Here is a 24341-nt window from a genome sequence, read left to right on the forward strand (position 1 = left end):
CTCTTGGTGCTGCATCGTGAATTAATGCAGCATACCTTCATTCACTTCAAAGAGTAATTCTTCCATTTGCTGATAGGCATTTTCACAGCCTGGAATGTTGAACAGAACCATCAGGATGACCCATTTCAGATCTTCCAGCTCAAATTCTGCCGTATCCAGCGCCATGACACGCTCTATCACCATTTCTCGCGTTTCGAGGTTCAGCACCTGAATCTGCTCAAGGAATAAGATAAATCCCCGGCAACTGGCATCCAGCCTTTCACACTCTTCAGCCGTATAGATGCGTACAGACAGCGGGTCGGAAATCAACTGCATCGGTTCGGCAAGGCCTTCCTGATAATCAGCCAATTTTTCCAGCCATATTAACGCGTTGTAAATATCTTCCCGTTCGAAACCTGCATCGGTAAGATCGCGTGTAAGTTTGTCCTGATCCACGCGTGCTTCAGCTTCGTTATGGATGTAAGTCTCAAACAAATACATGAGTACGTCGAACATGGCTTGCCCTCCTTAATCGGACATAGCCGCCGGGTACAGCTGCGATCCATCCTGCTAACTCCAGTTCGAGTAGCTGTGCTACCGTTACTGGCACAGGTTGGCCGGCACGTTCAGCGACAACGTCAACAGGTGTTACCTCATCTCCTACGTTAGCCAGGAGCTCAGGAAATGGCAATGCTACCTGGTCCTGATCTGATGAATAAAGCCAGTTTTCGGGATCCTCAGGCAGCCAGTTAAAGCCATGTCGCAAACTTTCCAGAATATCGGCTGCCTCCGTCACTGGCGTGGCGCCTTGTTTTATTAGCCAGTGAGGACCTTCACATCCGGGATTTCCTATCGCGCCCGGCAGCGCAAAGACTTCACGTCCCTGTTCAAGTGCGCATTTCGCGGTAACGAGTGAACCGCTTCTTATCTGGGCTTCTATGACGAATACCCCCTGACTGAGGCCGCTAATGATGCGATTGCGCCGGGGGAAGTTACCGGGCCAGGGGGATGTAGCAAGGGGAAACTCCGACACTACGGCGCCACCGCTGTCAACAAGGCGCGTGGCCAGCGAAGTATGCCGGCGTGGATAGACCTCTGATAAGCCATTCCCCAAAACCGCCACGCTTTTCCCCTTAACGGTGAGTGCGGCACGATGCGCGACTCCATCAATCCCGCATGCCAGACCACTGGTAATCGTCAGGCCCGCCTGGGCTAGCTGTTCGCAAAGAATCGTTCCCCAGCGCTCCCCGTACCAGGAGTGGGAACGACTGCCAACGACAGCCAGCTGCAGGCTCGATAGCGCCTGCACGTTCCCCCTGACGAAAAGTGCACCCGGATAGTCCGCAATTGCGCGTAGCTGGGCTGGGTACAGGACGCTATCTGCACATATCAGATGATGACCCGGCTCAGCCAACCACTGCATGCTGCGCTCAATTTCACGCGGCGAAAATGAAAAAAACCGCGTCTTTTGCTTTTGAGTCAGCCCCATTCCTGCCAGCACAGCGTCGTCAATATGGATCTCGCGCTGCAGCTGCTGCGCTATTGCCACCATCTTATCGCCGTACAAATCCCCAATGCTTATGAGGCGTAACCATATCTCTGTGGATGTCATCCTTTCCCCTGCCACAAGCCGCTATAGCAATCTTTGCGATTGGTCACTGATGCTGTCAATCAGAGGGGGTTTTGTCTAGAATAGAGGGTATATTCTTATCAACTCCTGAACACGACTCTGGAAAAATATGGCAGTTTTGCAAGTGTTACATATCCCGGACGAGCGCCTTCGCAAAGTCGCCGAGCCGGTTAAAGAAGTGAATGCAGAAATTCAACGTATCGTCGATGATATGTTCGATACAATGTATGCCGAAGAAGGCATCGGTCTTGCGGCTACGCAGGTTGATATTCATCAGCGCATCATCGTGATTGATGTCTCCGAAAACCGTGAAGGACGCCTGGTATTAATTAACCCGGAATTACTGGAAAAAAGCGGCGAAACCGGTATCGAAGAAGGCTGCCTCTCTATTCCTGAGCAGAGAGCGCTGGTTCCTCGTGCAGAGAAAGTTAAAATCCGCGCGCTCGATCGCGACGGTAAGCCATTCGAACTGGAAGCGGACGATCTGCTGGCCATCTGCATTCAGCACGAGATGGATCATCTGGTTGGTAAACTGTTTATCGATTACCTCTCTCCACTGAAACAGCAACGCATTCGTCAGAAAGTAGAGAAACTGGATCGCATGCGCGCTCGCGCATAACGTGACCCCGGATACAAGGAATAACGTGTCTACATCACTACGTATCATCTTCGCAGGAACACCTGACTTCGCAGCGCGTCATCTGGACGCGCTGTTGTCGTCTGGCCATCAGGTTGTTGGCGTTTTTACTCAGCCCGATCGCCCGGCAGGCCGCGGTAAAAAATTGATGCCGAGCCCGGTTAAGGTGCTGGCAGAAGAACACGGCTTACCGGTGTTTCAGCCTGCTTCGTTACGGCCGCAGGAAAACCAGCAGCTGGTCGCTGATTTAAATGCGGATGTCATGGTGGTTGTGGCATATGGCCTCATCCTGCCAAAAGCGGTGCTGGATATGCCGCGCCTGGGTTGCATTAATGTCCACGGCTCACTGCTTCCGCGCTGGCGCGGTGCGGCACCAATACAACGTTCGTTGTGGGCAGGGGATGCCGATACAGGTGTGACGATCATGCAGATGGACGTGGGTCTGGATACTGGCGACATGCTTTATAAGCTGTCTTGCCCGATTACTGCCGAAGACACCAGCGCTACGCTGTATGACAAACTGGCGGAGCTTGGGCCAAAAGGTCTAATTGAGACGCTGCAACAGCTGGCAGATAACCGTACTCAGCCTGAAGTCCAGGACGAAGCCCTGGTGACCTATGCCGAAAAGCTCAGCAAAGAAGAGGCTCGCCTCGACTGGTCACTTTCCGCTGCTCAGCTTGAACGTTGTATCCGCGCATTTAATCCCTGGCCAATGAGTTGGCTGGAGATAGACGGGCAGCCGGTGAAAGTCTGGCAGGCCTCCGTAATTGCCGGACAGGCAAGCGCCGCTCCCGGCACGATTATTGAAGCCAGCAAGCAGGGTATCCAGGTCGCAACTGTTGAAGGGATCCTGAATCTGGAATCCTTACAACCTGCAGGTAAAAAAGCCATGAGCGCGCAGGACCTTCTGAACTCACGCCGTGAATGGTTTACGCCTGGCAATAGTCTCGCCTGAGATCATCTCCATTTAAGGCCCGGTGTTTCCGGGCATTTTTATTTTTGCACTTATGAAAAAACAAAATTTACGCAGCCTGGCAGCACAGGCGATTGAGCAAGTGGTCGAACAGGGCCAATCACTGAGCAATGTCCTGCCACCGTTCCAGCAAAAAGTTTCCGATAAAGACAAGGCACTGCTTCAGGAGTTGTGCTTTGGCGTCCTGCGCACGCTGCCCCAGCTGGAGTGGCTGATCGGCAAACTGATGGCACGCCCGATGGCGGGTAAACAGCGCGTGCTTCACTATCTGATCATGGTCGGTTTCTATCAGTTACTGCATACCCGTATTCCGCCTCATGCTGCACTGGCCGAGACAGTAGAAGGTGCGGTTGCGGTAAAGCGCCCGCAGCTTAAAGGACTGGTTAACGGCGTGTTACGTCAGTTCCAGCGCCAACAGGATGAGTTGCTGGGTGAATTTGCCCGCTCGGAAAAACGCTTCCTGCATCCTGACTGGTTATTAAAGCGTCTGCAAAAAGCCTATCCGCAGCAGTGGGAAACACTGATTGAGGCCAATAACCAGCGGCCGCCAATGTGGTTACGCGTCAACCGCAACCACCACTCTCGCGATGCCTGGTTGGCACTGCTGGAAGAAGCCGGGATGAGCGGATTCCCGCATCCGGATTATAGCGATGCGGTTCGTCTGGCCGCACCGGCGCCGGTGCATGCTCTTCCTGGATTTGAACAAGGCTGGGTTACCGTTCAGGATGCCTCCGCCCAGGGTTGTATGACCTGGCTTGAACCGCAAAATGGCGAGCGTATTCTCGATCTGTGCGCCGCGCCAGGCGGCAAGACCACGCATATCCTTGAAGTCGCACCGCAGGCAAGCGTTATGGCCGTCGACGTTGACGAACAGCGTCTTTCCCGTGTTTATGAGAATCTCAAACGTCTGGGCATGAAGGCCGAGGTTAAGCAGGGCGACGGACGGACGCCTGCTCAGTGGTGCGCAGATGAGCAGTTCGACCGTATTTTACTGGATGCGCCTTGTTCCGCTACCGGAGTGATCCGCCGTCATCCGGATATTAAATGGTTACGCCGTGACCGGGATATCAATGAGCTGGCGCAGCTGCAGTCAGAGATCCTGGACGCCATCTGGCCACATCTGAAAACAGGTGGCACGCTGGTTTATGCTACCTGTTCCGTACTGCCAGAGGAAAACTGTCAGCAGATCGCGGCGTTCCTGAAGCGTACGCCTGATGCCCGTCTGCATCTGACCGGTACACCAGAGCAGCCCGGCAAACAAAACCTGCCTGGGGCAGAAGAAGGCGACGGCTTCTTTTACGCTAAGCTAATCAAAGAGTGATGTTGATAACGGGTCACAAGATATGAAGATAATCATTCTGGGCGCGGGACAGGTGGGCGGAACGCTGGCAGAAAACCTGGTCGGTGAGAATAACGACATCACTATCGTTGATACTAATGGCGATCGTCTGCGCGGCCTGCAGGATAAATTCGATCTGCGCGTGGTTCAGGGGCATGGCTCTCATCCGCGGGTGTTACGTGAAGCCGGTGCTGATGATGCCGACATGCTGGTTGCTGTTACCAGTTCAGATGAAACCAATATGGTTGCCTGTCAGGTCGCCTATTCGCTATTCAACACTCCGAACCGCATCGCACGCATCCGTTCCCCGGATTACGTGCGTGACGCCGATAAGTTGTTCAATTCCGATGCGGTTCCTATCGATCATTTGATCGCGCCAGAACAGCTGGTTATCGACAGTATCTACCGGCTTATCGAATACCCGGGTGCGCTGCAGGTGGTGAATTTTGCGGAAGGCAAAGTCAGCCTTGCGGTGGTGAAAGCCTATTACGGGGGCCCATTAATTGGTAACGCGCTCTCCACCATGCGCGAACATATGCCGCACATCGATACCCGTGTTGCCGCGATTTTCCGTCATGACCGCCCTATCCGACCACAAGGCTCTACCATTGTCGAAGCCGGGGATGAAGTCTTCTTTATTGCCGCATCGCAGCATATTCGTGCCGTGATGAGTGAGCTTCAGCGACTGGAGAAACCCTATAAACGGATCATGCTGGTCGGGGGCGGTAATATCGGTGCTGGTCTGGCTCGCCAGCTGGAAAAAGATTACAGCGTAAAATTGATCGAACGCGATCAGCAGCGTGCTTCTGAGCTGGCAGAAAAACTGCAGAATACGATCGTTTTCTATGGTGATGCGTCGGATCAGGAGTTGCTTGCCGAAGAACATATCGATCAAGTCGATCTTTTCATTGCGGTCACCAACGACGACGAAGCCAACATCATGTCAGCGATGCTGGCAAAACGGATGGGTGCGAAGAAGGTTATGGTGCTCATCCAGCGCAAAGCCTATGTCGATTTGGTGCAGGGAAGCGTTATCGATATTGCGATTTCCCCACAACAGGCCACCATTTCTGCCCTGCTGAGCCATGTACGTAAAGCGGATATCGTGGGGGTGTCTTCCCTGCGTCGTGGAGTTGCGGAGGCTATCGAAGCCGTGGCTCATGGCGATGAGAGCACGTCCCGCGTAGTTGGACGAACCATTGACGAGATTAAGCTCCCGCCGGGTACTATCATTGGTGCGGTAGTGCGGGGTAATGATGTGATGATCGCCAATGATAATCTGCGTATCGAGCAGGGCGATCACGTCATCATGTTCCTGACTGATAAAAAGTTTATTACCGACGTCGAACGCCTGTTCCAGCCAAGTCCTTTCTTCCTGTAATACCAGAAAGGTGCTGTTATCAGCACCTTTTCTTTTTAACCCAATAATATGTAAGGGTTATATTTCTGTGACGCATGTCTCTCTTCAATGGCAATCCGCTAATGATTTGTTAAACTTGTATCTGTCAGCTGGCACAAGGAGAACATAATGAGTTTTATTAAAGAGTTTCGCGAATTTGCGATGCGCGGAAATGTAGTGGATTTGGCTGTGGGTGTAATTATTGGTGCAGCGTTTGGTAAGATCGTTTCATCACTGGTTGCCGATATCATCATGCCCCCACTCGGACTATTGATTGGCGGGATTGATTTCAAACAATTCGCTATAACCCTGCGTGAAGCCCAGGGTGATATACCTGCGGTAGTCATGCACTACGGCGTGTTTATTCAGAACGTATTTGATTTTGTGATTGTTGCTTTCGCCATCTTCATGGCTATTAAGCTCATCAACAGATTGAACCGTAAGAAAAAAGAAGAACCGGCTGCGCCTGCAGCTCCATCGAAAGAAGAAGTGTTGCTGACGGAAATTCGTGACTTACTGAAAGCGCAGACCAACCGCACTTTGTAAGACTCTGAAAGCAAGAAGGCCAGTGGTAAGAAAGCGATTTGCTTGCTTGCCACTGGCCTCCCAGTTACCCCGTTTTGCATGTTTAGTTTTACGCAGATAACTTCCTTTCCCTTTCTTATTCTTCTCAATCCGCTGCCTGAATAAAGGATCATGTAATAATGCTTCGATAGCGTTATCGTTGATTTGACCTTTCTTGTGCTGATAATGGCTCATAATTTCTCCGGTATAATGTAAATCGACGCAAGTGTAGAAGTCGTTGGCAATAAAATCAACAGCCGTGCGCTCCTCCATTTGCACCTTGTTCAAGTGTTTCAAGGATGGAGCAGTAAACGCTGCTGTGCGCAGTGCCACAACAGGCATCGTTCAGCCGCTGCAGAGACAGACGCATCGTTTGTAACTCTTCAATGCGCGCTTCGACTTCACTCAGCCTCGCCTGCACAATGCTTTTTGATTCCTGGCAGGTATGATGTTCAGGATCGATGCGGATCGACAACAGCTCGCGGATCGATTCCAGGGTAAATCCCAGCTGTCGGGCATGGCGAATAAATTTCAGACGCTGAAGATCCTTATCGGTATACAGCCGAAAGCCCCCTTCAGTGCGTACCTCATGCTCCATCATCTGCTGCTTTTCGTAATAACGAATGGTGTCAGGCGTGACGTCAGCCAGCTTCGCAATTTCACCAATACGATACATCGTTAGTCCTCACTCATTTTTCGCGCTAACCGATCAGCGTAGTCGCCGTGCAGGAATTCTGTACTCACGCCCGCCTGTCGAAGCTTAAGCTCCAGAAGCGTGAGACGACGGCTGTACTCCATGTGCTCGGCAGAGCCCTGACTGACCGTATTGAGTAATTGGGTAAGCTCAACCGCCTCTTTACGCTGCTCAAGCTCTGGCGGCAGGCAACCTGCATTTTTCAACATCCGATAGCCTGACCGCAGTTCAGGAGGAACATGTGAATCATCGTCCAGTATCAGCGCTTGGCCACTTCCGGGCAGGTTATCAAATTCGCCCTGGCGTTGGGCATCAAGAATGTGTCGTTCTGCCCACTGGTCGAGTAACCACATAGCAAAACTCCGCAGAAAATGGAAAGAATATAACTATTGTAGGAAAGTGGGGATCCAGTAGATATAAAAAAACCCGCCGGGGCGGGTTTTTTTACGTTACTACAGATTACTCTGCAGCAGCTTCTGCTTTCTCTGAACGATCAACCAGCTCGATGTAAGCCATCGGCGCGTTGTCGCCTGCACGGAAGCCACACTTCAGAATACGAGTGTAACCACCGGCACGGCTCGCGAAACGCGGGCCCAGTTCGTTAAACAGTTTTGCCACGATCTCGTTATCACGAGTACGGGCGAATGCCAGACGACGATTAGCAACGCTGTCAGTCTTGGCAAGAGTAATCAGCGGCTCAACTACGCGACGCAGCTCTTTCGCTTTAGGCAGGGTCGTCTTGATGATTTCATGACGAACCAGTGAACCTGCCATGTTGCGGAACATAGCCTGGCGATGGCTGCTGTTGCGGTTCAGTTGACGACCACTCTTACGATGGCGCATGACCTTATCCTTCTCAGTAAAACCTTAACCTGTGATCCGGTTACTCGTCAGCAATGCTTGCCGGTGGCCAGTTTTCCAGGCGCATGCCCAGAGACAGACCACGTGAAGCCAGCACGTCTTTAATCTCGGTAAGAGATTTTTTACCCAGGTTCGGCGTTTTCAGCAACTCAACCTCGGTACGCTGTACCAGATCACCGATATAGTGGATAGCTTCTGCCTTGAGGCAGTTAGCAGAGCGGACAGTCAATTCCAGATCGTCAACAGGGCGCAGCAGGATCGGATCGAATTCTGGTTTCTCTTCTTTCACTTCCGGCTGACGTACATCACGTAAGTCAACGAAAGCTTCCAGTTGTTCTGCCAGGATGGTTGCCGCACGACGAATCGCCTCTTCAGGATCGATTGTGCCATTGGTTTCCATTTCGATGACCAGCTTGTCCAGGTCGGTACGCTGTTCTACACGCGCTGCTTCAACATTGTAGGCAATACGCTCTACAGGGCTGTAGCATGCGTCGACCAGCAGACGGCCGATTGGGCGCTCATCTTCTTCCGAATGAATTCGGGCAGAAGCCGGCACATAACCACGACCGCGCTGAACTTTGATACGCATGCTAATAGCTGCGTTCTCATCGGTCAGGTGGCAGATCACGTGCTGCGGCTTGACGATTTCGACATCACCGTCGTGGGTGATATCGGCTGCAGTCACAGGGCCAATGCCAGATTTATTCAGAGTAAGAATAACTTCATCTTTACCCTGAACTCTCACCGCCAGCCCTTTCAGGTTGAGCAGGATTTCAAGGATATCTTCCTGAACGCCTTCTTTGGTGCTGTACTCATGAAGTACACCATCAATCTCAACCTCGGTCACCGCGCAACCCGGCATCGATGAGAGCAGAATACGGCGCAGTGCGTTACCCAGAGTATGGCCAAAGCCACGCTCTAAAGGCTCAAGGGTCACCTTGGCGTGCGTCGAACTCACTTGCTCGATATCTACCAGGCGCGGTTTTAGAAACTCTGTCACAGAACCCTGCATTGTGTCCTCTCTTTGGTACTAAGCTTTACTTGGAGTAAAGCTCGACGATCAGGTGTTCGTTAATGTCCGCAGACAGATCAGAACGTTCCGGCTGACGCTTGAACGTACCTTCCATCTTGCCAGCATCAACTTCCAGCCAGGTTGGCTTTTCACGCTGCTCAGCCAGCTCCAGAGCGGCTTTCACGCGAGATTGCTTTTTCGCTTTCTCACGAATGCTAACAACGTCATTCGCTTTAACCTGATAAGAAGCGATGTTAACAACACGACCGTTTACCATGATTGCTTTATGGCTAACCATCTGACGTGCTTCAGCACGAGTGGCGCCAAAGCCCATACGGTATACAACGTTGTCCAGACGACCTTCCAGCAGAGCCAACAGGTTTTCACCGGTGTTGCCTTTCAGACGTGCTGCTTCTTTATAGTAGTTACGGAACTGACGCTCCAGCACACCGTACATACGGCGAACTTTCTGCTTTTCACGCAACTGCACACCATAGTCAGACAGACGCGGTTTACGCGCACCGTGCTGGCCAGGAGCTTGTTCAATTTTACACTTGGTATCGATCGCGCGAACGCCAGACTTAAGGAATAAGTCGGTGCCCTCACGACGGCTCAGCTTGAGCTTAGGACCCAAATATCTTGCCATTTTCTATCTCCAACAATCCTAGAAAACGAACGCGTTATACGCGACGTTTTTTCGGCGGACGACAACCGTTATGAGGGATCGGAGTCACATCAGTAATATTAGTGATGCGGAAACCAGCGGCGTTCAGAGCACGAACAGTAGATTCGCGACCCGGACCCGGACCTTTTACCATAACTTCCAGATTCTTGATGCCGTATTCTTTTACGGCTTCAGCGCAACGCTCTGCTGCAACCTGAGCTGCGAACGGAGTTGATTTGCGTGAACCACGGAAACCGGAACCACCGGCTGTTGCCCAACCCAGTGCGTTACCCTGACGATCAGTAATAGTAACGATGGTGTTGTTGAAAGAAGCATGGATATGAGCCACGCCGTCAGAGACTTGTTTTCTTACACGCTTACGTGCACGAACTGGTGCCTTTGCCATTATTCAATCACCCCGATTATTTCTTGATCGGTTTGCGCGGACCCTTACGGGTACGTGCGTTGGTCTTGGTACGCTGGCCGCGAACCGGGAGACCACGACGATGACGCAAACCGCGATAGCAACCAAGATCCATAAGGCGCTTGATGCTCATGCTAACTTCACGGCGCAGATCACCTTCAACGACAAATTTGGCAACTTCGTCACGCAGCGTGTCGATTTGTTCTTCAGACAGCTCACTGATCTTAACATCTTCAGCGATACCCGCTGCAGCCAGAATGGCTTTGGAACGGGTCTTGCCGACGCCGTAGATCGAAGTTAATGCGATCACAGCATGTTTCTGATCAGGAATGTTAATGCCTGCTATACGGGCCACTATGCACTCCTACTATTTAATATGTACGCACCATGCTGAAAAGCCCGTTTTCAGGATACTCAAATGGAAACGTACAGACATACAAAAGATTGGCTGGCTAATCTAGCCAGCTCAACCCAACTTTGCAAGAAAAATATGCGAAATAATCAGCCTTGGCGCTGTTTATGCTTCGGCTCGGCACTGCAAATCACACGGATGACACCATCACGCTTAACGATTTTGCAGTTACGGCATAATTTCTTGACGGAAGCACGAACTTTCATTTTTACTCTCCGTAACTTCTCGGGCGCCCTGTTAGCGGCCGTAGCCTTTCAGGTTCGCCTTCTTCAATGCAGACTCGTACTGACTTGACATCATCAGAGTTTGCACTTGAGCCATAAAGTCCATAATCACGACAACAACGATAAGCAGTGAAGTCCCACCAAAGTAGAACGGTACTTTCATTGCATCACGCATGAACTCCGGGATCAGGCAGATAAAAGTAATATAAAGCGCACCAACCAAAGTCAGGCGAGTCATTACTTTATCGATATACTTCGCCGTTTGCTCTCCCGGACGAATTCCTGGTACAAATGCACCGGACTTCTTCAGGTTATCTGCTGTTTCACGCGGGTTGAAGACCAACGCCGTGTAGAAGAAACAGAAGAAGATGATCGCAGACGCATAGAGTAACACATAAAGTGGTTGCCCAGGCTGCAAATACAGCGAAATTGTTGTCAGCCAGTTCCAACCAGTCCCGCCCCCGAACCATGACGCGATGGTCGCCGGGAACAGAATAATACTGGAAGCGAAGATTGCCGGGATTACCCCTGCCATATTCACTTTCAGCGGTAAATGTGTGCTCTGTGCAGCATAGACACGACGACCTTGCTGACGTTTTGCGTAGTTTACCACAATGCGGCGTTGACCACGTTCAACGAAGATAACAAAGAACGTCACTGCAAATACTAATACTGCAACCAACAGCAACAGGAGGAAGTGCAGGTCGCCTTGACGCGCTTGCTCGATAGTATGGGCAATGGCTGGCGGGAGTCCCGCAACGATACCAGCGAAAATAATGATCGAAATACCGTTACCGATACCACGTTCAGTAATTTGTTCGCCGAGCCACATCAGGAACATGGTTCCTGAGACCAGACTTACAACAGCGGTGAAATAGAATGCAAAGCCTGGGTTAATAACCAGGCCCTGCATACCAGGCATATTCGGTAGACCGGTAGCAATACCGATCGACTGGAATATTGCCAGCACCAGAGTGCCGTAACGGGTGTACTGGCTGATCTTACGACGACCAGACTCCCCTTCTTTCTTCAGCTCTGCCAGGGTCGGATGAACGACCGTCAGCAGCTGGATAATGATCGATGCCGAAATGTACGGCATGATACCCAATGCAAAGATTGAAGCACGGCTGAGAGCACCACCAGAGAACATGTTAAACATTTCAATGATGGTGCCACGCTGTTGCTCAAGCAGTTTGGCAAGTACAGCGGCATCAATACCAGGGATCGGAATAAAAGAGCCAATACGGAACACAATAAGCGCACCGATTACAAACAACAGTCTGCGTTTCAGCTCGCCTAAGCCACCTTTGGCACTTTGAAAATCTAATCCCGGTTGTTTAGCCATCTGCTACTTATTCCTCGATTTTACCGCCAGCAGCTTCGATAGCAGCACGAGCACCTTTAGTAACACGCAGGCCACGAACAGTTACCGGAGTAGAAACTTCACCAGCCAGGATCACTTTCGCGAACTCGATCTGGATACCGATAATGTTTGCTGCTTTCAGCGTGTTCAGGTCTACAACGCCGCCTTCAACTTTCGCCAGGTCAGACAGACGAACTTCGGCTGTGATCGCTGATTTGCGAGAGGTGAAGCCGAACTTCGGCAGACGACGGTACAGTGGCATCTGGCCACCCTCGAAACCGCGACGTACGCCACCGCCAGAACGAGAGTTCTGACCTTTGTGACCACGACCACCGGTTTTGCCGAGGCCAGAACCGATACCACGACCCAGGCGTTTACCCGCCTTTTTAGAGCCTTCGGCCGGAGACAGAGTATTTAAACGCATCTCTTACTCCTCAACTTTAACCATGAAGTAAACCGCGTTGACCATACCACGAACAGCAGGAGTATCCTCGCGCTCAACGGTATGACCAATACGACGCAGACCCAGGCCAAGCAGCGTTGCCTTGTGTTTCGGCAGACGTCCGATTGCACTGCGGGTTTGTGTAATTTTAATAGTCTTTGCCATGGTCAATTACCCCAGAATTTCTTCAACGGATTTACCACGCTTGGCAGCGACCATTTCTGGAGATTTCATATTTTCCAGGCCATCAATAGTTGCACGAACCACGTTAATCGGGTTGGTGGAACCATATGCTTTAGCCAGAACGTTATGAACTCCAGCAACTTCCAGAACGGCGCGCATTGCACCACCGGCGATGATACCGGTACCTTCGGAAGCTGGCTGCATGAAGACACGAGAACCCGTGTGAGTACCCTTAACTGGGTGCTGCAGGGTGCCGTGGTTCAGCGCGACGTTAATCATATTGCGACGGGCTTTTTCCATCGCTTTCTGGATCGCTGCTGGAACTTCACGCGCTTTACCGTAACCAAAACCAACGCGGCCATTACCATCACCAACAACAGTCAGAGCTGTGAAGGAGAAAATACGACCACCTTTAACGGTTTTAGATACGCGGTTAACCGCGATCAGCTTTTCCTGCAGTTCGCCAGCCTGTTTTTCGATGTGAGCCATCTTACACCTCTACCTTAGAACTGAAGGCCAGCTTCACGGGCAGCATCTGCCAGTGCCTGGACGCGACCATGATATTGGAACCCGGAACGGTCAAAGGACACAACTGTGATGCCTTTTTCCAGAGCGCGTTCAGCAACAGCTTTACCTACAGCTGCAGCGGCGTCTTTGTTACCGGTGTACTTCAATTGTTCAGTAATAGCTTTTTCTACAGTAGAAGCAGCTACCAGAACTTCAGAACCGTTTGGTGCAATTACCTGTGCGTAAATATGACGCGGGGTACGATGTACCACCAGGCGAGTTGCACCCAGCTCTTTGAGCTTGCGGCGTGCGCGGGTCGCACGACGGATACGAGCAGATTTCTTATCCATAGTGTTACCTTACTTCTTCTTAGCCTCTTTGGTACGCACGACTTCGTCGGCGTAACGAACACCCTTGCCTTTGTAAGGCTCAGGACGACGGTAGGCGCGCAGATCTGCTGCAACCTGACCGATCAGCTGTTTATCAGCGCCTTTCAGCACGATTTCAGTCTGAGTCGGGCATTCTGCAGTGATACCGGCCGGCAGCGGATGCTCAACAGGGTGTGAGAAGCCCAGAGACAGGCCTACTGCATTCCCTTTGATCGCTGCACGATAACCTACACCAACCAGCTGAAGCTTTTTAGTGAAGCCTTCGGTAACACCAACAACCATTGAGTTCAGCAGGGCACGCGCGGTACCAGCCTGAGCCCAGCCATCAACGTAACCAGTACGTGGGCCGAAGGTCAGAGCATTGTCTGCATGATTAACTTCAACAGCATCGTTGAGGGTACGAGTCAGCTCGCCATTTTTACCTTTGATCGTAATAACCTGACCGTCGATTTTTACATCAACGCCGGCAGGAATAACGACCGGTGCTTTAGCAACACGAGACATTTTTTCCTCCGATTAGGCTACGTAGCAGATAATTTCGCCACCAAGACCAGCTTGGCGCGCTGCACGATCAGTCATAACACCTTTAGAGGTAGAAACAACTGCGATACCCATGCCGGCCATAACTTTTGGCAGCTCATCTTTTTTCTTATAGATGCGCAGGCCTGGGCGGCTGACACGCTGAATGCTTTCTACAACAGCTTTACCCTGGAAATACTTAAGAGTAAGTTCCAGTTCCGGCTTGGTGTCGCCTTCAACTTTAAAATCTTCGATAAAACCTTCTTCCTTCAGCACGTTGGCAATTGCCACTTTCAGCTTGGCGGAAGGCATGGTGACCGCAACTTTGTTCGCGGCCTGACCGTTACGGATACGGGTCAGCATATCCGCGATCGGATCTTGCATGCTCATCTGTCTTTACTCCCGTGATTCAATTGGTAATTACCAGCTAGCCTTTTTCAAGCCTGGTACTTCACCGCGCATGGCGGCTTCACGCAGTTTGATACGGCTCAACCCGAACTTGCCCACGAAACCATGTGGACGACCTGTTTGACGACAGCGGTTACGCTGACGAGACGGGCTGGAATCACGCGGCAGAGACTGCAGCTTGAGAACAGCATTCCAACGATCTTCGTCGGAAGCGTTCACATCAGAAATGATCGCTTTCAGTTCAGCGCGTTTAGCGAAGAATTTATCAGCTAAAGCTACGCGCTTTACTTCGCGTGCTTTCATTGATTGCTTAGCCATTCAGTAACCCTACCTTACTTGCGGAACGGGAAGTCAAACGCAGCCAGCAGAGCGCGGCCTTCTTCGTCAGAGTTCGCAGTAGTGGTAATGGTAATATCCAAACCACGCACGCGGTCGACTTTATCGTAGTCGATCTCTGGGAAGATGATCTGCTCACGGACACCCATGCTGTAGTTGCCACGACCGTCGAAAGACTTAGCGGACAGGCCACGGAAGTCACGGATACGTGGAACAGCAATAGAGATCAGGCGCTCAAGGAACTCCCACATGCGTTCGCCACGCAGAGTTACTTTACAGCCGATCGGATAGCCCTGACGGATTTTGAAGCCTGCAACAGATTTGCGTGCTTTGGTGATCAGCGGTTTTTGACCGGAGATTGCTGTCAGATCAGCTGCTGCGTTATCCAGCAGTTTCTTGTCAGCGATCGCTTCACCAACACCCATGTTCAGGGTGATCTTCTCGACCCGAGGGACTTGCATGACAGAATTGTAGTTAAACTCAGTCATGAGTTTGTTAACTACTTCGTCTTTGTAGTAATCATGCAGTTTCGCCATCGTACTACTCCAAATTACTTGATAGTTTCGCTGTTAGACTTGAAGAAACGGACTTTTTTGCCGTCTTCGAATCTAAAGCCTACACGGTCAGCCTTGCCGGTTGCCGCATTGAAGATTGCAACGTTAGAAACCTGAATTGCAGCTTCTTTTTCAACGATGCCACCTGGCTGGTTCAGGGCCGGAACCGGCTTCTGATGTTTCTTAACCAGGTTGATACCTTCAACGACGAGTTTGCCGGAAGACAGAACATTTTTTACTTTACCGCGTTTACCTTTATCTTTACCGGTTAACACGATAACTTCGTCATCACGACGGATTTTCGCTGCCATGATTCGCTCCTTAGAGTACTTCTGGTGCCAGAGAGATAATTTTCATGAACTTTTCAGTACGAAGTTCACGAGTTACCGGCCCAAAGATACGCGTGCCGATAGGCTGCTCGCTGTTATTGTTTAAAATAACGCATGCATTACCATCGAAGCGAATGACAGAACCGTCAGGGCGACGAACACCCTTCCTGGTGCGCACCACTACCGCTTTCAGCACATCACCTTTTTTGACCTTACCACGTGGAATTGCTTCCTTGATGGTGATCTTGATGATGTCGCCTACGCCTGCGTAGCGACGGTGCGAGCCACCCAGAACCTTGATACACATTACGCGACGTGCACCGGAGTTGTCGGCGACGTTCAGCATAGTCTGTTCTTGGATCATTTCAGTGCTCCGCTAATGTCAACTACTACCTGAGACTCTAAAATCAGAGCCGTTAAAAAGCCCCATATCGAGGGCGCGGCATTATAACACCGCTTCTGCAATATGGGTAGAAAAAATAAACGGCTCATTGCTGAGCCGTTTATTCGTATCGAGAAGGCTACTCTATTACAGAACCGCTTTCTCTACAACGCGAACCAGCGTCCAGGACTTAGTCTTGGACAGTGGACGGCATTCACGGATTTCAACCTTGTCGCCGATACCACATTCGTTGTTCTCGTCATGTACGTGCAGTTTGGTCGTACGCTTGATGAATTTACCGTAGATCGGGTGTTTCACAATACGTTCGATAGCTACAACGATGGATTTCTCCATTTTGTCGCTAACAACACGACCTTGCAGAGTACGGATTTTATCGGTCATTACGCACCCGCCTTCTGAGTCAGTAAAGTCTTAACGCGTGCAACATCACGACGAACCTGCTTCAGCAGGTGAGTCTGTTGCAGCTGGCCACTTGCAGCCTGCATACGCAGGTTGAACTGCTCACGCAGCAGGTTCAGCAGCTCAGCGTTCAGCTCTTCTACGCTTTTTTCACGCAGCTCATTTGCTTTCATTACATCACCGTCTTAGTTACAAAGGTGGTTTTGATAGGCAGTTTCGCTGCTGCCAGGCCGAAGGCTTCACGGGCCAGCTCTTCCGGAACACCGTCCATTTCATACAGGACTTTGCCCGGTTGGATCAAGGCAACCCAGTACTCCACGTTACCTTTACCTTTACCCATACGAACTTCCAGCGGCTTCTCGGTAATTGGTTTGTCCGGGAATACACGGATCCAAATTTTACCTTGACGCTTAACTGCACGGGTCATAGCACGACGTGCTGCTTCGATCTGACGTGCAGTCAGACGACCACGGCCAACAGCTTTCAGACCGAAAGTGCCGAAGCTAACATCCGTACCCTGCGCCAGACCACGGTTGCGGCCTTTGTGCACTTTACGGAATTTTGTACGCTTTGGTTGTAACATCAGCGACGCTCCTTATTTACGGCCTTTACGCTGCTGCTTTTTAGGTTGAGCAGCCGGTTTTTCCGGTTGTTCAACAGCAGCCATACCACCCAGGATCTCACCTTTGAAGATCCATACCTTAACGCCGATTACACCGTAAGTGGTGTGCGCTTCAGAGGTGTTGTAGTCGATGTCAGCACGCAGAGTGTGCAGCGGTACGCGACCTTCGCGGTACCATTCGGTACGTGCGATTTCCGCGCCGCCCAGACGGCCGCTAACTTCAACTTTGATACCTTTAGCGCCCAGACGCATTGCGTTCTGTACAGCACGCTTCATAGCACGACGGAACATAACGCGACGTTCCAGCTGTGAAGTGATGCTGTCAGCAACCAATTTAGCGTCCAGTTCAGGCTTACGAACTTCAGCGATATTGATCTGTGCAGGAACGCCAGCGATATCCGCTACGACCTTGCGCAGTTTTTCTACGTCTTCGCCTTTCTTACCGATTACGATGCCAGGGCGAGCGGTGTGAATGGTCACACGGATGCTCTTAGCTGGACGCTCGATAACGATACGAGATACAGACGCTTTAGCCAGTTCCTTAGTCAGGTACTGACGTACTTTAAAATCGCTGTCCAGGTTGTCAGCGAATTCTTTGGTGTTCGCAAACCAGGTTGAGTTCCATGGTTTTACAATACCCAGGCGAATACCATTAGGATGTACTTTCTGACCCATTGCTAGTCTCCAGAGTCTCAGCGATCGGACACAACCACAGTAATGTGGCTGGTGCGCTTCAGGATGCGATCTGCACGACCTTTCGCACGCGGCATAATGCGCTTCATGCTTGGGCCTTCGTCTACGAAGATTTTCGCGACTTTCAGATCGTCAATGTCAGCGCCATCGTTGTGTTCAGCGTTAGCAATGGCAGATTCCAGTACCTTCTTAACCAATACCGCAGCTTTCTTGTTGGTATAGGTCAGGATGTCCAGGGCCTGCGACACTTTCTTACCGCGAATCAGGTCAGCAACAAGGCGAACCTTCTGAGCAGAAGAACGAGCATGGCGATGTTGAGCTAAAGTTTCCATCTCTTCCTCCTACCTTATTTCTTCTTCGCTTTTTTATCAGCAGCATGGCCGCGATAAGTACGAGTCGGTGCGAATTCACCCAGTTTGTGACCGACCATTTCGTCGGAAACAAAGACTGGAACGTGCTGACGACCATTATGGACAGCGATGGTCAAACCGATCATGTTAGGAAAGATCGTTGAACGACGGGACCAAGTGCGCAGGGGCTTCTTGTCTCCGCTTTCCACCGCTTTCTCTACCTTCTTCAGCAAGTGCAGGTCAATAAAAGGACCTTTCTTGAGAGAACGTGGCATGGCTTATCCTCTAATATTATTTGCTACGGCGACGTACGATAAATTTATCAGTACGCTTGTTGCTGCGGGTCTTCTTACCTTTGGTCTGAACGCCCCACGGAGTTACCGGGTGCTTACCAAAGTTACGACCTTCACCACCACCATGTGGGTGGTCGACTGGGTTCATCGCAGTACCGCGAACGGTAGGACGAACACCACGCCAGCGTGCAGCACCTGCTTTACCCAGAACGCGCAGCATATGCTCAGCATTGCCAACTTCGCCCAGGGTAGCGCGGCAGTCTGCTTCGACTTTACGCATTTCACCAGAACGCAGACGCAGAGTGACATAAGCACCATCGCGCGCAACGATCTGAACGTAAGTACCAGCGGAACGTGCCAGCTGACCGCCTTTACCTGGTTTCATTTCTACGTTATGAACGGTAGAACCAACCGGGATATTGCGCATCGGCAGGGTGTTACCTGCTTTGATTGCAGCATCAACGCCAGACTGAATCTGGTCGCCAGCTTTCAGGCCTTTAGGGGCCAGAATGTAACGGCGCTCGCCATCTTTGTACAGAACCAGCGCGATGTTCGCGGAACGGTTCGGATCGTACTCAAGACGCTCAACAACAGCTGGGATACCGTCTTTGTTGCGTTTAAAGTCAACAATACGGTAAGCCTGCTTGTGACCACCACCGATGTGACGAGTGGTGATACGGCCATTGTTGTTACGACCACCGGATTTGCTGTTTTTTTCAACCAGCGGAGCAAAAGGTTTGCCCTTGTGCAGCTCTGGGTTGACCACTTTAACGACGTGGCGACGACCCGGAGATGTCGGTTTACATTTAACAACTGCCATTGTATTACTCCTCCGACTTACTCAGCGCCGCCAACGAAGTCCAGGTTCTGGCCTTCTTTCAGGGTGACGTAAGCTTTTTTCCAGTCGCTACGACGACCGATACGCTGTCCGTGACGTTTAACTTTCCCTTTAACTACCAGGGTGTTAACGACTTCGACTTCGACTTCAAACAGTTTCTGCACAGCAGCTTTGATTTCTGCTTTGGTCGCGTCTTTAGCAACTTTGAGAACGATGGTGTTTGTTTTTTCCATCGCAGCAGACGCTTTTTCAGAAACGTGCGGTGCACGAAGCACCTTCAGCAGACGTTCTTCACGAATCATGCCAGCATCTCCTCAACTTGCTTAACAGCATCAGCAGTCATTACGACTTTGTCGAAGGCGATCAGGCTAACCGGGTCGATACCAGTCGCATCGCGTACGTCAACCTTGTGCAGGTTACGTGCGGCCAGGAACAGGTTCTCGTCCAGCTCACCGGTGATGATCAGCACATCTTCCAGAGCCATGTCTTTCAGTTTCTGTGCCAGCAGCTTAGTTTTAGGCGCTTCTACAGAGAAAGATTCGACAACGATCAGACGATCCTGACGTACCAGCTCGGACAGGATGCTTTTCAGCGCGCCGCGGTACATCTTTTTGTTAACTTTTTGACTGTGGTCCTGCGGGCGAGCAGCGAAGGTCACACCACCGGAACGCCAGATCGGGCTCTTAATAGAACCTGAACGCGCACGGCCGGTACCTTTCTGGCGCCACGGCTTTTTGCCGGAACCAGTTACTTCAGCACGAGTCTTCTGAGCACGAGTACCCTGACGAGCACCAGCTGCATAAGCAACAACAACCTGGTGAACCAGCGCTTCGTTGAAATCACGACCGAAGGTAGTTTCGGAAACAGTCAGCGCGCTCTGCGCGTCTTTCAATACTAATTCCATTGCTATCCCCTTACGCCTTCACAGCTGGTTTAACGATCAGGTCGCTACCGGTTGCACCCGGAACTGCACCTTTAACCAGCAGCAGGTTGCGCTCAGCGTCAACACGTACTACGTCCAGGCTCTGAACGGTCACACGTTCGTTACCCAGCTGACCTGCCATTTTCTTGCCTTTGAACACTTTGCCCGGAGTCTGGTTCTGACCGATAGAACCCGGAACGCGGTGGGACAAGGAGTTACCGTGCGTGGCATCCTGAGTACGGAAGTTCCAACGCTTAACGGTACCAGCAAAACCTTTACCTTTAGAGGTACCGGTTACGTCAACTTTTTTAACTTCTGCAAACAGCTCAACGCTAATGTCCTGACCTACGGTGAACTCTTCGCCTTCAGCAAGACGGAATTCCCACAGACCACGGCCAGCTTCAACGCCAGCTTTAGCGAAGTGACCCGCTTCCGGTTTGGTTACACGGTTAGCTTTTTTAGCACCAGTGGTAACCTGAACGGCACGGTAGCCATCGTTAGCCAGGTCTTTAACCTGAGTAACGCGGTTTGCTTCAACTTCGATTACGGTTACTGGGATAGATACGCCATCTTCAGTGAAGATGCGGGTCATGCCCACTTTTTTACCGACTAAACCAATCATTGTATCAACCTCTCAATCGCTCGATGACCTGATTAACCCAGGCTGATCTGCACGTCTACACCGGCAGCCAGATCCAGACGCATCAGAGCATCAACGGTTTTCTCGGTTGGCTCAACGATGTCAACCAGACGCTTGTGAGTGCGGATTTCGTACTGATCACGCGCGTCTTTGTTAACGTGCGGAGAGATCAGAACGGTAAAGCGCTCTTTGCGGGTCGGCAGCGGGATCGGACCACGGACTTGCGCACCAGTGCGCTTAGCAGTCTCGACGATTTCCGCGGTTGATTGATCGATCAGACGATGATCAAACGCTTTAAGACGGATACGGATTCTTTGGTTCTGCATGAGACCAGAGCTCCAATTATTTTATAAACGAAAATGATTACTACTCAAACCCATTACGATTGATGGGAGAGTGTAACCGTTCTTACGTAGCCCCCCAATTGGGAGCATTGTTAGGCAACGAAAAACAGTGTTGCCTGGGTTCAGATTGAACCAGCTGTCAATTACGACAAGCCCGCGCATTATACGTAAATCTGGGCAGGACGCAAGCCCCGTTTAGGAAATAGACGGCACTGTTCAGTTTTGCGTGGCGGCTCGTAATTATTTTGTGATATTGCAGCGGCATGTCGATAGTCGGGAAGGCTTTACGCAGAGTTTTGTTTTGCGGTTTGTTTAACCTTACGGATTGAGTGGAGTATGGCCGCACACATTATATAGAGGCCATGAACGATGCTCACTACCCTCCCCTTCCTGTTTGTCTACCTGGGTTTAACCTGTTTATTAGTCCGAGAGGATATTCGTTCGCATCTGCTTCCGGACAAATACCTCTGTCCCCTTCTCTGGGCAGGTCTGCTGTATCACCTCTGTCTTCATCCCGATTTCCTGACAAGTGCGGTCTTAGGTGCGATCGCGGGATATGCCGGCTTCGCGATTATTTATTGGGCTTATAAACTGATACGCAAACGTGAAGGGCTGGGATACGGTGATGTGAAATATCTGGGGGCGCTAGGCGCATGGCATGGCTGGTGTGTGCTTCCTGCTCTGGCATTATCGGCAGCCCTGCTGGCGACACTGTATCTTTTGATACTATCTCTGTGTAAACCCCGGGAACAGGTATTAAAAAACCCGCTGCCTTTTGGACCTTTCATGGCGGCAGCAGGTTTGATGACAGGTGGAGAAAGCCTGGTCAGCTTTCCACTTTAATCTGCGACTGGAGGTAATTTTGCAGGCCGATTTTACCGATAAGATCCAGCTCAGTTTCGAGCCAGTCGATGTGCCCTTCTTCATCGGCCAGGATCTGAATCATCATATCGCGGCTGACGTAATCGTGAACGCTATCCGCATAAGCGATAGCTTCACGAAGATCTTTTGCTCCATCAAGTTCCAGCGCCAGATCGGATCGCAGCATCTCTTCGACGTCTTCACCGATACCCAGCTTGCCGAGATCCTGCAGGTTGGGGATCCCCTCAAGAAACAAAATACGCTCAATGTACTTATCGGCGTGTTTCATTTCATCAATGGATTCATGGTATTCAACATCGTTGAGGCGAGTCAGGCCCCAGTTTTTGAACATTCTCGCGTGGAGAAAGTATTGATTGATTGCGACAAGCTCATTTCCCAATAATTTATTGAGATAACTTATGATTTTAATATCACCTTTCATTATAGTCCCTCCGCTTCCACTTATTGAAGCGTAGATGGGGCTACAGGGATGTCAAAAAAAAGAACGAGCCTCAGGCAATCTCTTTGAATTCCGGGATCTGCATCAATTCGTCCTGCATGATCTCACGGGCAGCGCGAACGCACTTACCGCATTGATTTCCCACTGGAACAAACTTACGCAGCTGCTGAAAAGATTGTGGTTGAAACTGGCGAACGGCCTGACGAATTTTTTTATCACTCACACCATTACATAAGCAAACGTACATAACCACTCCCGTTCAAAATATGCGCAAAGTGTAAGTGAGAATAATTATGATTACAATAGCACAAGCGCGCAGATACGGGGCGGGGGCCAACAAAAAATGCGAAAATTTGTGACAGGGAGAAGCGCCAGACAACAAAAAAGGACGCCGAAGCGTCCTTTTTAATTCAGGGATAATTAATTAGCCCAGAACTTTAGCAACAACACCCGCGCCAACGGTACGGCCGCCTTCGCGGATTGCGAAGCGCAGACCATCGTCCATTGCGATTGGGTGGATCAGGGTAACAACCATTTTGATGTTGTCGCCTGGCATTACCATCTCAACGCCTTCTGGCAGTTCGATGGTACCGGTCACGTCAGTAGTACGGAAGTAGAACTGTGGACGGTAGCCTTTGAAGAACGGAGTATGACGGCCGCCTTCGTCTTTGGACAGGATGTACACTTCAGATTCGAACTTGGTGTGCGGCTTGATGGAGCCTGGCTTAGCCAGAACCTGACCACGTTCGATTTCTTCACGTTTGATACCACGCAGCAGAACACCAACGTTCTCACCGGCACGGCCTTCGTCCAGCAGTTTGCGGAACATTTCAACGCCGGTACAGGTAGACTTGGCAGTCTCTTTGATACCAACGATTTCAACTTCTTCGCCAACTTTAACGATACCGCGCTCTACACGACCGGTAACAACGGTACCACGACCGGAGATGGAGAATACGTCTTCGATAGGCAGCAGGAACGGCTTGTCAATCGCACGCTCTGGTTCCGGGATGTAGGAATCCAGGTAGCCAGCCAGTTCGATGATTTTCTCTTCCCACTCTGCTTCGCCTTCCAGCGCTTTCAGCGCGGAACCGCGAACGATTGGGGTATCGTCGCCCGGGAAGTCGTACTGGGACAGGAGTTCACGAACTTCCATCTCAACCAGTTCCAGCAGCTCTTCGTCATCAACCATGTCGCATTTGTTCAGGAACACGATGATGAAAGGAACGCCTACCTGACGACCCAGCAGGATGTGCTCACGGGTCTGAGGCATAGGGCCGTCAGTCGCAGCAACAACCAGGATCGCGCCGTCCATCTGCGCAGCACCGGTGATCATGTTTTTAACATAGTCGGCGTGGCCCGGGCAGTCTACGTGTGCGTAGTGGCGAGTCGGGGTGTCATATTCAACGTGGGAAGTGTTGATGGTGATACCACGAGCTTTTTCTTCTGGTGCGTTATCGATCTGGTCGAAAGCACGAGCAGCACCGCCGTAGGTTTTTGCCAGAACGGTAGTGATTGCAGCAGTCAGGGTAGTTTTACCGTGGTCAACGTGGCCGATAGTACCAACGTTGACGTGCGGTTTTGTACGTTCAAATTTTTCTTTAGACACGGCTATATTCCTTACTATAGTGCTCTCCCCTTTGGAGAGAGCACGGGACTTAGGTTTTAATCCTG

Annotated in this window: 42 protein-coding genes; 6 read left to right on the forward strand and 36 right to left on the reverse strand. The window is 51.0% G+C overall.

Features of this window, described 5'->3' with window-relative positions:
* Positions 1-21: 21 nt before the first annotated feature.
* Positions 22-495 carry a DUF494 family protein Smg gene (smg, locus tag ES815_RS07640; RefSeq protein WP_142487320.1) on the reverse strand — a complete coding sequence of 158 codons (474 nt, stop codon included), beginning with the start codon at positions 493-495 and terminating at the stop codon, positions 22-24.
* Complete coding sequence (gene dprA / locus ES815_RS07645) at positions 467-1591, reverse strand: DNA-protecting protein DprA (RefSeq protein WP_142487321.1); 1125 nt, start codon at positions 1589-1591, stop codon at positions 467-469. Before dprA ends, smg begins: the two co-directional genes overlap by 29 nt.
* A 127-nt stretch (positions 1592-1718) precedes the next feature.
* On the opposite strand from dprA, the gene def reads away from it, so the two are divergent.
* From def to mscL, 5 genes are all read left to right on the forward strand, one after another.
* On the forward strand, positions 1719-2228 hold the full coding sequence (gene def / locus ES815_RS07650; protein ID WP_142487322.1) for a peptide deformylase: 510 nt from the start codon (positions 1719-1721) through the stop codon (positions 2226-2228).
* A gap of 25 nt (positions 2229-2253) precedes the next feature.
* Complete coding sequence (gene fmt, locus ES815_RS07655) at positions 2254-3201, forward strand: methionyl-tRNA formyltransferase (protein WP_142487323.1); 948 nt, start codon at positions 2254-2256, stop codon at positions 3199-3201.
* Between the two features lie 52 nt (positions 3202-3253).
* A complete protein-coding gene (gene rsmB, locus ES815_RS07660) occupies positions 3254-4540 on the forward strand; it encodes a 16S rRNA (cytosine(967)-C(5))-methyltransferase RsmB (RefSeq protein ID WP_142487324.1) in 1287 nt (428 codons plus the stop codon).
* 22 nt (positions 4541-4562) lie between these two features.
* A complete protein-coding gene (gene trkA, locus ES815_RS07665) occupies positions 4563-5939 on the forward strand; it encodes a Trk system potassium transporter TrkA (RefSeq protein WP_142487325.1) in 1377 nt (458 codons plus the stop codon).
* Positions 5940-6086: 147 nt separating this feature from the next.
* Entirely contained in the window at positions 6087-6503 is a 417-nt protein-coding gene (mscL, locus tag ES815_RS07670) for a large-conductance mechanosensitive channel protein MscL (RefSeq protein ID WP_142487326.1), read from the forward strand.
* On the opposite strand, the gene ES815_RS07675 is transcribed toward mscL, so the two are convergent.
* The 31 genes from ES815_RS07675 to rpsJ all read right to left on the reverse strand — a co-directional run bounded on the left by ES815_RS07675 (position 6471) and on the right by rpsJ (position 21328).
* Positions 6471-6716, reverse strand: a complete 246-nt coding sequence (locus ES815_RS07675) for an alternative ribosome-rescue factor A (protein ID WP_142490029.1) — start codon at positions 6714-6716, stop codon at positions 6471-6473. The genes mscL and ES815_RS07675 overlap by 33 nt on opposite strands.
* Before the next feature lie 55 nt (positions 6717-6771).
* A complete protein-coding gene (gene zntR, locus ES815_RS07680) occupies positions 6772-7197 on the reverse strand; it encodes a Zn(2+)-responsive transcriptional regulator (protein ID WP_142487327.1) in 426 nt (141 codons plus the stop codon).
* Between the two features lie 2 nt (positions 7198-7199).
* Positions 7200-7568, reverse strand: a complete 369-nt coding sequence (locus tag ES815_RS07685; RefSeq protein ID WP_142487328.1) for a DUF1992 domain-containing protein — start codon at positions 7566-7568, stop codon at positions 7200-7202.
* Between the two features lie 106 nt (positions 7569-7674).
* Complete coding sequence (gene rplQ / locus ES815_RS07690; RefSeq protein ID WP_001216368.1) at positions 7675-8058, reverse strand: 50S ribosomal protein L17; 384 nt, start codon at positions 8056-8058, stop codon at positions 7675-7677.
* A 40-nt stretch (positions 8059-8098) separates the two neighbouring features.
* A complete protein-coding gene (locus tag ES815_RS07695; protein WP_002919219.1) occupies positions 8099-9088 on the reverse strand; it encodes a DNA-directed RNA polymerase subunit alpha in 990 nt (329 codons plus the stop codon).
* 25 nt (positions 9089-9113) lie between these two features.
* Positions 9114-9734 carry a 30S ribosomal protein S4 gene (gene rpsD, locus ES815_RS07700; protein WP_032614687.1) on the reverse strand — a complete coding sequence of 207 codons (621 nt, stop codon included), beginning with the start codon at positions 9732-9734 and terminating at the stop codon, positions 9114-9116.
* A gap of 34 nt (positions 9735-9768) precedes the next feature.
* Positions 9769-10158: a 30S ribosomal protein S11 gene (rpsK, locus tag ES815_RS07705; RefSeq protein ID WP_003863312.1), complete on the reverse strand. Its 390-nt coding sequence runs from the start codon at positions 10156-10158 to the stop codon at positions 9769-9771.
* Between the two features lie 16 nt (positions 10159-10174).
* Positions 10175-10531, reverse strand: a complete 357-nt coding sequence (gene rpsM, locus ES815_RS07710; protein ID WP_003031135.1) for a 30S ribosomal protein S13 — start codon at positions 10529-10531, stop codon at positions 10175-10177.
* Positions 10532-10677: 146 nt separating this feature from the next.
* Entirely contained in the window at positions 10678-10794 is a 117-nt protein-coding gene (rpmJ, locus tag ES815_RS07715; protein WP_000868187.1) for a 50S ribosomal protein L36, read from the reverse strand.
* Between the two features lie 31 nt (positions 10795-10825).
* Positions 10826-12157 (reverse strand): preprotein translocase subunit SecY, encoded by a 1332-nt coding sequence (gene secY, locus ES815_RS07720; RefSeq protein WP_039032064.1) that lies wholly within the window; start codon positions 12155-12157, stop codon positions 10826-10828.
* A 7-nt stretch (positions 12158-12164) separates the two neighbouring features.
* Entirely contained in the window at positions 12165-12599 is a 435-nt protein-coding gene (rplO, locus tag ES815_RS07725; RefSeq protein WP_032614692.1) for a 50S ribosomal protein L15, read from the reverse strand.
* Between the two features lie 3 nt (positions 12600-12602).
* Entirely contained in the window at positions 12603-12782 is a 180-nt protein-coding gene (gene rpmD, locus ES815_RS07730; RefSeq protein WP_003863301.1) for a 50S ribosomal protein L30, read from the reverse strand.
* A gap of 6 nt (positions 12783-12788) precedes the next feature.
* On the reverse strand, positions 12789-13289 hold the full coding sequence (gene rpsE / locus ES815_RS07735) for a 30S ribosomal protein S5 (RefSeq protein ID WP_007369821.1): 501 nt from the start codon (positions 13287-13289) through the stop codon (positions 12789-12791).
* A gap of 14 nt (positions 13290-13303) precedes the next feature.
* Entirely contained in the window at positions 13304-13657 is a 354-nt protein-coding gene (gene rplR / locus ES815_RS07740) for a 50S ribosomal protein L18 (protein ID WP_032614694.1), read from the reverse strand.
* Positions 13658-13666: 9 nt separating this feature from the next.
* Positions 13667-14200: a 50S ribosomal protein L6 gene (gene rplF, locus ES815_RS07745; RefSeq protein ID WP_142487329.1), complete on the reverse strand. Its 534-nt coding sequence runs from the start codon at positions 14198-14200 to the stop codon at positions 13667-13669.
* A 12-nt stretch (positions 14201-14212) separates the two neighbouring features.
* Positions 14213-14605 (reverse strand): 30S ribosomal protein S8, encoded by a 393-nt coding sequence (rpsH, locus tag ES815_RS07750; protein WP_032614699.1) that lies wholly within the window; start codon positions 14603-14605, stop codon positions 14213-14215.
* Between the two features lie 30 nt (positions 14606-14635).
* Positions 14636-14941, reverse strand: a complete 306-nt coding sequence (gene rpsN / locus ES815_RS07755; RefSeq protein WP_032614701.1) for a 30S ribosomal protein S14 — start codon at positions 14939-14941, stop codon at positions 14636-14638.
* Positions 14942-14955: 14 nt separating this feature from the next.
* On the reverse strand, positions 14956-15495 hold the full coding sequence (gene rplE, locus ES815_RS07760; RefSeq protein WP_032614703.1) for a 50S ribosomal protein L5: 540 nt from the start codon (positions 15493-15495) through the stop codon (positions 14956-14958).
* A 14-nt stretch (positions 15496-15509) separates the two neighbouring features.
* Positions 15510-15824 (reverse strand): 50S ribosomal protein L24, encoded by a 315-nt coding sequence (gene rplX / locus ES815_RS07765; RefSeq protein ID WP_003863287.1) that lies wholly within the window; start codon positions 15822-15824, stop codon positions 15510-15512.
* A 10-nt stretch (positions 15825-15834) separates the two neighbouring features.
* A complete protein-coding gene (gene rplN / locus ES815_RS07770; RefSeq protein WP_004160583.1) occupies positions 15835-16206 on the reverse strand; it encodes a 50S ribosomal protein L14 in 372 nt (123 codons plus the stop codon).
* A 165-nt stretch (positions 16207-16371) separates the two neighbouring features.
* Positions 16372-16626 (reverse strand): 30S ribosomal protein S17, encoded by a 255-nt coding sequence (rpsQ, locus tag ES815_RS07775; RefSeq protein WP_008503489.1) that lies wholly within the window; start codon positions 16624-16626, stop codon positions 16372-16374.
* A complete protein-coding gene (gene rpmC, locus ES815_RS07780; protein WP_032614707.1) occupies positions 16626-16817 on the reverse strand; it encodes a 50S ribosomal protein L29 in 192 nt (63 codons plus the stop codon). The genes rpsQ and rpmC overlap by 1 nt, the downstream gene beginning before the upstream one ends.
* Complete coding sequence (rplP, locus tag ES815_RS07785) at positions 16817-17227, reverse strand: 50S ribosomal protein L16 (protein ID WP_002919759.1); 411 nt, start codon at positions 17225-17227, stop codon at positions 16817-16819. The genes rpmC and rplP overlap by 1 nt, the downstream gene beginning before the upstream one ends.
* A 12-nt stretch (positions 17228-17239) precedes the next feature.
* Positions 17240-17941 (reverse strand): 30S ribosomal protein S3, encoded by a 702-nt coding sequence (gene rpsC / locus ES815_RS07790; RefSeq protein ID WP_000529945.1) that lies wholly within the window; start codon positions 17939-17941, stop codon positions 17240-17242.
* A 17-nt stretch (positions 17942-17958) separates the two neighbouring features.
* Complete coding sequence (gene rplV / locus ES815_RS07795) at positions 17959-18291, reverse strand: 50S ribosomal protein L22 (protein WP_002919773.1); 333 nt, start codon at positions 18289-18291, stop codon at positions 17959-17961.
* Positions 18292-18305: 14 nt separating this feature from the next.
* On the reverse strand, positions 18306-18584 hold the full coding sequence (rpsS, locus tag ES815_RS07800) for a 30S ribosomal protein S19 (protein WP_001138115.1): 279 nt from the start codon (positions 18582-18584) through the stop codon (positions 18306-18308).
* Positions 18585-18600: 16 nt separating this feature from the next.
* Complete coding sequence (gene rplB, locus ES815_RS07805; RefSeq protein WP_000301869.1) at positions 18601-19422, reverse strand: 50S ribosomal protein L2; 822 nt, start codon at positions 19420-19422, stop codon at positions 18601-18603.
* A gap of 17 nt (positions 19423-19439) precedes the next feature.
* The gene (gene rplW / locus ES815_RS07810; RefSeq protein ID WP_004868363.1) at positions 19440-19742 is read right to left on the reverse strand and encodes a 50S ribosomal protein L23; all 303 of its coding nucleotides are present in this window, start codon (positions 19740-19742) and stop codon (positions 19440-19442) included.
* On the reverse strand, positions 19739-20344 hold the full coding sequence (rplD, locus tag ES815_RS07815; protein WP_003031119.1) for a 50S ribosomal protein L4: 606 nt from the start codon (positions 20342-20344) through the stop codon (positions 19739-19741). The genes rplW and rplD overlap by 4 nt, the downstream gene beginning before the upstream one ends.
* A 10-nt stretch (positions 20345-20354) precedes the next feature.
* On the reverse strand, positions 20355-20984 hold the full coding sequence (gene rplC / locus ES815_RS07820) for a 50S ribosomal protein L3 (protein WP_016538466.1): 630 nt from the start codon (positions 20982-20984) through the stop codon (positions 20355-20357).
* A gap of 32 nt (positions 20985-21016) precedes the next feature.
* Entirely contained in the window at positions 21017-21328 is a 312-nt protein-coding gene (rpsJ, locus tag ES815_RS07825; protein ID WP_001181005.1) for a 30S ribosomal protein S10, read from the reverse strand.
* 387 nt (positions 21329-21715) lie between these two features.
* Between rpsJ and ES815_RS07830 the strand changes: the two genes are divergently transcribed.
* A complete protein-coding gene (locus tag ES815_RS07830) occupies positions 21716-22189 on the forward strand; it encodes a prepilin peptidase (protein ID WP_142487330.1) in 474 nt (157 codons plus the stop codon).
* On the opposite strand, the gene bfr is transcribed toward ES815_RS07830, so the two are convergent.
* From bfr to tuf, 3 genes are all read right to left on the reverse strand, one after another.
* Entirely contained in the window at positions 22173-22649 is a 477-nt protein-coding gene (gene bfr, locus ES815_RS07835; RefSeq protein WP_142487331.1) for a bacterioferritin, read from the reverse strand. The two genes, ES815_RS07830 and bfr, sit on opposite strands and share 17 nt — an antisense overlap.
* 70 nt (positions 22650-22719) lie before the next feature.
* Positions 22720-22914 (reverse strand): bacterioferritin-associated ferredoxin, encoded by a 195-nt coding sequence (bfd, locus tag ES815_RS07840; protein ID WP_003863268.1) that lies wholly within the window; start codon positions 22912-22914, stop codon positions 22720-22722.
* A 177-nt stretch (positions 22915-23091) separates the two neighbouring features.
* Complete coding sequence (tuf, locus tag ES815_RS07845; RefSeq protein WP_142487332.1) at positions 23092-24276, reverse strand: elongation factor Tu; 1185 nt, start codon at positions 24274-24276, stop codon at positions 23092-23094.
* Positions 24277-24341 lie beyond the last annotated feature (65 nt).

This window comes from Leclercia adecarboxylata (genome assembly GCF_006874705.1).
Lineage (GTDB): Bacteria > Pseudomonadota > Gammaproteobacteria > Enterobacterales > Enterobacteriaceae > Enterobacter > Enterobacter adecarboxylatus_C.

What these genes read in the sequence shown, in the direction of transcription:
- zntR (WP_142487327.1), bottom strand. Translation starts at nt 7,197, where the DNA reads ATGTATCGTATTGGTGAAATTGCGAAGCTGGCTGACGTCACGCCTGAC.
- rplR (WP_032614694.1), bottom strand. Translation starts at nt 13,657, where the DNA reads ATGGATAAGAAATCTGCTCGTATCCGTCGTGCGACCCGCGCACGCCGC.
- rplD (WP_003031119.1), bottom strand. Translation starts at nt 20,344, where the DNA reads ATGGAATTAGTATTGAAAGACGCGCAGAGCGCGCTGACTGTTTCCGAA.
- rplQ (WP_001216368.1), bottom strand. Translation starts at nt 8,058, where the DNA reads ATGCGCCATCGTAAGAGTGGTCGTCAACTGAACCGCAACAGCAGCCAT.
- rpsS (WP_001138115.1), bottom strand. Translation starts at nt 18,584, where the DNA reads ATGCCACGTTCTCTCAAGAAAGGTCCTTTTATTGACCTGCACTTGCTG.
- ES815_RS07675 (WP_142490029.1), bottom strand. Translation starts at nt 6,716, where the DNA reads ATGAGCCATTATCAGCACAAGAAAGGTCAAATCAACGATAACGCTATC.
- rplX (WP_003863287.1), bottom strand. Translation starts at nt 15,824, where the DNA reads ATGGCAGCGAAAATCCGTCGTGATGACGAAGTTATCGTGTTAACCGGT.
- rplO (WP_032614692.1), bottom strand. Translation starts at nt 12,599, where the DNA reads ATGCGTTTAAATACTCTGTCTCCGGCCGAAGGCTCTAAAAAGGCGGGT.
- dprA (WP_142487321.1), bottom strand. Translation starts at nt 1,591, where the DNA reads ATGACATCCACAGAGATATGGTTACGCCTCATAAGCATTGGGGATTTG.
- ES815_RS07830 (WP_142487330.1), top strand. Translation starts at nt 21,716, where the DNA reads ATGCTCACTACCCTCCCCTTCCTGTTTGTCTACCTGGGTTTAACCTGT.
- rplF (WP_142487329.1), bottom strand. Translation starts at nt 14,200, where the DNA reads ATGTCTCGTGTTGCTAAAGCACCGGTCGTTATTCCTGCCGGCGTTGAT.
- rplV (WP_002919773.1), bottom strand. Translation starts at nt 18,291, where the DNA reads ATGGAAACTTTAGCTCAACATCGCCATGCTCGTTCTTCTGCTCAGAAG.
- ES815_RS07685 (WP_142487328.1), bottom strand. Translation starts at nt 7,568, where the DNA reads ATGTGGTTACTCGACCAGTGGGCAGAACGACACATTCTTGATGCCCAA.
- ES815_RS07695 (WP_002919219.1), bottom strand. Translation starts at nt 9,088, where the DNA reads ATGCAGGGTTCTGTGACAGAGTTTCTAAAACCGCGCCTGGTAGATATC.
- rpmJ (WP_000868187.1), bottom strand. Translation starts at nt 10,794, where the DNA reads ATGAAAGTTCGTGCTTCCGTCAAGAAATTATGCCGTAACTGCAAAATC.
- rpsE (WP_007369821.1), bottom strand. Translation starts at nt 13,289, where the DNA reads ATGGCTCACATCGAAAAACAGGCTGGCGAACTGCAGGAAAAGCTGATC.
- rplP (WP_002919759.1), bottom strand. Translation starts at nt 17,227, where the DNA reads ATGTTACAACCAAAGCGTACAAAATTCCGTAAAGTGCACAAAGGCCGC.
- bfr (WP_142487331.1), bottom strand. Translation starts at nt 22,649, where the DNA reads ATGAAAGGTGATATTAAAATCATAAGTTATCTCAATAAATTATTGGGA.
- rpsQ (WP_008503489.1), bottom strand. Translation starts at nt 16,626, where the DNA reads ATGACCGATAAAATCCGTACTCTGCAAGGTCGTGTTGTTAGCGACAAA.
- rplN (WP_004160583.1), bottom strand. Translation starts at nt 16,206, where the DNA reads ATGATCCAAGAACAGACTATGCTGAACGTCGCCGACAACTCCGGTGCA.
- mscL (WP_142487326.1), top strand. Translation starts at nt 6,087, where the DNA reads ATGAGTTTTATTAAAGAGTTTCGCGAATTTGCGATGCGCGGAAATGTA.
- secY (WP_039032064.1), bottom strand. Translation starts at nt 12,157, where the DNA reads ATGGCTAAACAACCGGGATTAGATTTTCAAAGTGCCAAAGGTGGCTTA.
- rpsD (WP_032614687.1), bottom strand. Translation starts at nt 9,734, where the DNA reads ATGGCAAGATATTTGGGTCCTAAGCTCAAGCTGAGCCGTCGTGAGGGC.
- rplB (WP_000301869.1), bottom strand. Translation starts at nt 19,422, where the DNA reads ATGGCAGTTGTTAAATGTAAACCGACATCTCCGGGTCGTCGCCACGTC.
- rpsJ (WP_001181005.1), bottom strand. Translation starts at nt 21,328, where the DNA reads ATGCAGAACCAAAGAATCCGTATCCGTCTTAAAGCGTTTGATCATCGT.
- bfd (WP_003863268.1), bottom strand. Translation starts at nt 22,914, where the DNA reads ATGTACGTTTGCTTATGTAATGGTGTGAGTGATAAAAAAATTCGTCAG.
- rpsN (WP_032614701.1), bottom strand. Translation starts at nt 14,941, where the DNA reads ATGGCTAAGCAATCAATGAAAGCACGCGAAGTAAAGCGCGTAGCTTTA.
- smg (WP_142487320.1), bottom strand. Translation starts at nt 495, where the DNA reads ATGTTCGACGTACTCATGTATTTGTTTGAGACTTACATCCATAACGAA.
- rpmD (WP_003863301.1), bottom strand. Translation starts at nt 12,782, where the DNA reads ATGGCAAAGACTATTAAAATTACACAAACCCGCAGTGCAATCGGACGT.
- rsmB (WP_142487324.1), top strand. Translation starts at nt 3,254, where the DNA reads ATGAAAAAACAAAATTTACGCAGCCTGGCAGCACAGGCGATTGAGCAA.
- rplE (WP_032614703.1), bottom strand. Translation starts at nt 15,495, where the DNA reads ATGGCGAAACTGCATGATTACTACAAAGACGAAGTAGTTAACAAACTC.
- trkA (WP_142487325.1), top strand. Translation starts at nt 4,563, where the DNA reads ATGAAGATAATCATTCTGGGCGCGGGACAGGTGGGCGGAACGCTGGCA.
- rplW (WP_004868363.1), bottom strand. Translation starts at nt 19,742, where the DNA reads ATGATTCGTGAAGAACGTCTGCTGAAGGTGCTTCGTGCACCGCACGTT.
- rpsH (WP_032614699.1), bottom strand. Translation starts at nt 14,605, where the DNA reads ATGAGCATGCAAGATCCGATCGCGGATATGCTGACCCGTATCCGTAAC.
- def (WP_142487322.1), top strand. Translation starts at nt 1,719, where the DNA reads ATGGCAGTTTTGCAAGTGTTACATATCCCGGACGAGCGCCTTCGCAAA.
- rpsC (WP_000529945.1), bottom strand. Translation starts at nt 17,941, where the DNA reads ATGGGTCAGAAAGTACATCCTAATGGTATTCGCCTGGGTATTGTAAAA.
- rpmC (WP_032614707.1), bottom strand. Translation starts at nt 16,817, where the DNA reads ATGAAAGCAAATGAGCTGCGTGAAAAAAGCGTAGAAGAGCTGAACGCT.
- rplC (WP_016538466.1), bottom strand. Translation starts at nt 20,984, where the DNA reads ATGATTGGTTTAGTCGGTAAAAAAGTGGGCATGACCCGCATCTTCACT.
- rpsK (WP_003863312.1), bottom strand. Translation starts at nt 10,158, where the DNA reads ATGGCAAAGGCACCAGTTCGTGCACGTAAGCGTGTAAGAAAACAAGTC.